Annotated in this window: 3 protein-coding genes; 2 read left to right on the top strand and 1 reads right to left on the bottom strand. The window is 32.3% G+C overall.

Annotated features, from left to right (window positions below; all coding sequences use genetic code 11):
- Positions 1 to 139: 139 nt before the first annotated feature.
- Positions 140 to 1,969: an ABC transporter ATP-binding protein gene (locus F6K40_RS39550; protein ID WP_293145592.1), complete on the bottom strand. Its 1,830-nt coding sequence runs from the start codon at positions 1,967 to 1,969 to the stop codon at positions 140 to 142.
- A gap of 184 nt (positions 1,970 to 2,153) precedes the next feature.
- On the opposite strand from F6K40_RS39550, the gene F6K40_RS39545 reads away from it, so the two are divergent.
- Together F6K40_RS39545 and F6K40_RS39540 are read left to right on the top strand one after the other, a co-directional pair.
- Complete coding sequence (locus F6K40_RS39545) at positions 2,154 to 2,462, top strand: hypothetical protein (protein ID WP_293145589.1); 309 nt, start codon at positions 2,154 to 2,156, stop codon at positions 2,460 to 2,462.
- Positions 2,462 to 2,866 carry a PIN domain-containing protein gene (locus F6K40_RS39540; RefSeq protein ID WP_293145586.1) on the top strand — a complete coding sequence of 135 codons (405 nt, stop codon included), beginning with the start codon at positions 2,462 to 2,464 and terminating at the stop codon, positions 2,864 to 2,866. The genes F6K40_RS39545 and F6K40_RS39540 overlap by 1 nt, the downstream gene beginning before the upstream one ends.
- The last annotated feature ends 245 nt before the right edge of the window (positions 2,867 to 3,111 follow it).

The following is a 3,111-nucleotide window of genomic DNA, read 5'->3' as shown; positions in this document are numbered from 1 at the left end:
TTTCACTTTTGAATTGATAACTTTCCCTCTTCCAAAGAAAGTAGAGAAAATTGTAATTGAGCGAGATAAGCAGATATCCCTTCTTTGAGTTTTCAGTTATCAGAGATTACTTTTCACTTTTGAATTTTCACTTTTGAATTTATAATTTTCCCTCTTCCAAAGAAAGTAGAGAAAATTGTAATTGATACAGATAAGCATACCTTCCTTCTTGAGCAATTAACTCTGCATGATTTCCCATTTCTACTATTTTACCTTTTTCCAGAACTACAATTAAATCGACATGATAAATAGTTGATAACCGATGAGCAACAACTATGCTAGTACGTCCTTGAAAAAGTTGTTTTACAGACTCTTGAATCAATTTTTCTGACTCAGAATCTAAAGCTGAAGTTGCTTCATCTAAAATAACAATTTGCGGATTTTTTAACAAAACTCTGGCGATCGCTATTCTTTGTCTTTGTCCCCCTGATAATTTAACTCCTTGCTCCCCAATAATAGAGTTATAACCATCAGGAAAATTCATAATAAAATCGTGAGCATTCGCCGCTTTTGCTGCTGCTATAATTTCCTCATCTGTTGCATCTAACTTACCGTAAATAATATTATCTCGTACCGTACCGTAGAGCAGTAAAGTTTCTTGAGGCACAATACCAATATGCGATCGCAACGAATTTAAACTCACATCTTTTATATCCTGATCGTCAATTAAAACTTTCCCCTTTTGTGGATCGTAAAACCGTGCTGCAAGTTTAGCGATAGTGCTTTTTCCCGCACCAGAAGATCCCACCAAAGCAACCGACATTCCTGGTTTAATATCTAAATTAAAATTGTCAATAACTAATCCATTATCTTGATAACCAAACCCCACTTCTTCAAACTTAATATTACCTCGAACAGAACTTAAATTAATCGCATCTTCCTTGTCACTAACTGCCAGTTTAGTATCTAAAACTGAAAAAATATTTTGAGCAGATACTCCTGCTTTTTGAACCATACTCATTAATCCATTAAAGCGATTAATTGGTTTATTCAAAAGAGTAGCATAAGTCAAAAGAGCAGTTAATTCCCCAATACTCAAACGACCAAACATTACTCCCCAAGCACCAAAAACTAAAGTAATTACATTACCTAATTGATTTAGAGTATTAATTAAAGGTGTAGAGATAGCCAAAAACCGAGTTGCCTCCAGATTTTTCTCCTTATAATTATGACTAAATTCACTAAATCTATCAATTTCATACTGTTCATTACCAAAAGATTTGATAACCGTAATATTTGATATAGTGTCTTGTAAATGATTACTAATTATCTCCCTTGCTCGGTTAGTTTCTTGAAAGATTTTTTTGAGTCTTTTTTGAGTAAATTTTAAAAGATAAATAATCAACGGCCAAGTCAGAGCGATCGCTACTGCTAGAACCCAATTACTGAATAAAAAATAAATAAATACGACAATAAAAGCAAAGCTATCAATTAAAATCGCGATTAAATTAGAATTAAGTAATTGCCCAACAATTTCTACATCTCTTCCCAATCTTAATATTAATTCCCCAGTCCGTTTATTTTCAAAATAACTAATAGATAAAAATTGAAGATGTTGATATAACTGTACGCGAATGCTTTTAACTGTGTTTTCTCCAAAAATTTTTATGGCATACAATTGCAAAAAAGACAGTACACCTCCCACGAAACTTACCAACAGAATAAGTGCTGCTACCCAAGGCAACATATTAAATTGTTTTTCAGGAATAATTACATCAATAACATACCGATTAACTTGAGGAACAAAGAAAGTAATAAATGAAGCAAAAATTGTTAATAATATACCTATTAAAAATGGTTTTTTATGTGGCAAACCATAGCTAAATAGGCGCAGGTATAAATTCTGGGATTCTACTTTTTCCTCTGATTTTTCTGATTTTTCTGGTTTAACCTGAGTTGGAATTTTGTCAATAGTATTAGATTTTGTCATGTCTCAAGCTAATAAGGTAAAGTTGCTATTCTTATTTTACACTCCTTATTTCTCAAGAAATTTATCGACATGAACATTAAATACTCAACTCCTATCTCCTGTCTCCTGTCTCCTGACTACTGATAACTGAAAAAACAAATATTTGCTAAACTTAGAAATGGAAAATAATAAATAGGAGAAAAATATGGCTAAAGTTTCTATGACAATGAAAGATATTTTTCATCAGCGAGCAGTTCCAATTATAGAGAATTTCCTCGCTACTGAGGGTTTGTTTGAAGATTTAGAAAGAGATGAAATGGTTGAAGTTATATTCGATACTTTTCTCAGAAATTGTTCTCCAGAAGAGTTACAAGAAATGGCTGAGGAAATACTTAGCGATCGAATCAGACGTATATTAGGAGGACAGGTATTATATGGATTAATAAGCGATTTTACACCTGAAGAAATGGAAGAGTTTGATGCAGCAGTTCGAGATATGAGGAAAATGTGGTAATGGAATATTTATTAGATACAAATATTCTCTCTGCTCTTATTAAAGAAGATTCTCGACTACTTTATCGGCTCAATAATGCTAATTATAGACGAGAGAATCTTTTTATTAGTTGTATTAACTATTTTGAAAGTAAGGGAGGTTTATTAGCAGTGAATTCCCAGAAAAAGTTAGCTATTTTGGAAAATTTGTGTAAAAATAATATAAATATTTTGTTTTTAGACAAGATAGAGATAGTTAATATCGCCTCTAATATTTATGCAAATTTAAGGCGAAAAGGAACACCAATACAAGTTCCCGATATTCTGATTGCAGCTACCGCAATTTATCATAATCTGGTATTAGTTTCTAATGATTCTGATATGTTAAGAGTTGAAGGTTTGATCGTAGAAAATTGGTTGCAATAGACATTAAATAAGGAGTCAGGAGACAGGAGTCAGAATGAAGAAGAGGTAAGTAAATTACTAGATTCATACATTGCTGCAATTGAAAAATTCAAAAACCCGGTTTATACAAGAAACCGGGTTTCGGTTGTGCATCAATAAAGTGTAGGAAACGCCCTAGTATGCCTGGCCAATATAATCTAAAAGCACTGATATATCAAGGTTTAAGGCACTTATAGAGCGAAAAAAGTGCAAATTTTTTAGCCTTT

The sequence above is a fragment of the Okeania sp. SIO3I5 genome (assembly GCF_010672085.1).
Taxonomy (GTDB): Bacteria; Cyanobacteriota; Cyanobacteriia; order Cyanobacteriales; family Microcoleaceae; genus Trichodesmium.
This window is presented reverse-complemented; position numbering and strand designations above follow the sequence as displayed.

Bases quoted from the DNA above. Each gene is read 5' to 3' on its own strand.
- F6K40_RS39550 (WP_293145592.1), bottom strand. From the start codon at position 1,969: ATGACAAAATCTAATACTATTGACAAAATTCCAACTCAGGTTAAACCA.
- F6K40_RS39545 (WP_293145589.1), top strand. From the start codon at position 2,154: ATGGCTAAAGTTTCTATGACAATGAAAGATATTTTTCATCAGCGAGCA.
- F6K40_RS39540 (WP_293145586.1), top strand. From the start codon at position 2,462: ATGGAATATTTATTAGATACAAATATTCTCTCTGCTCTTATTAAAGAA.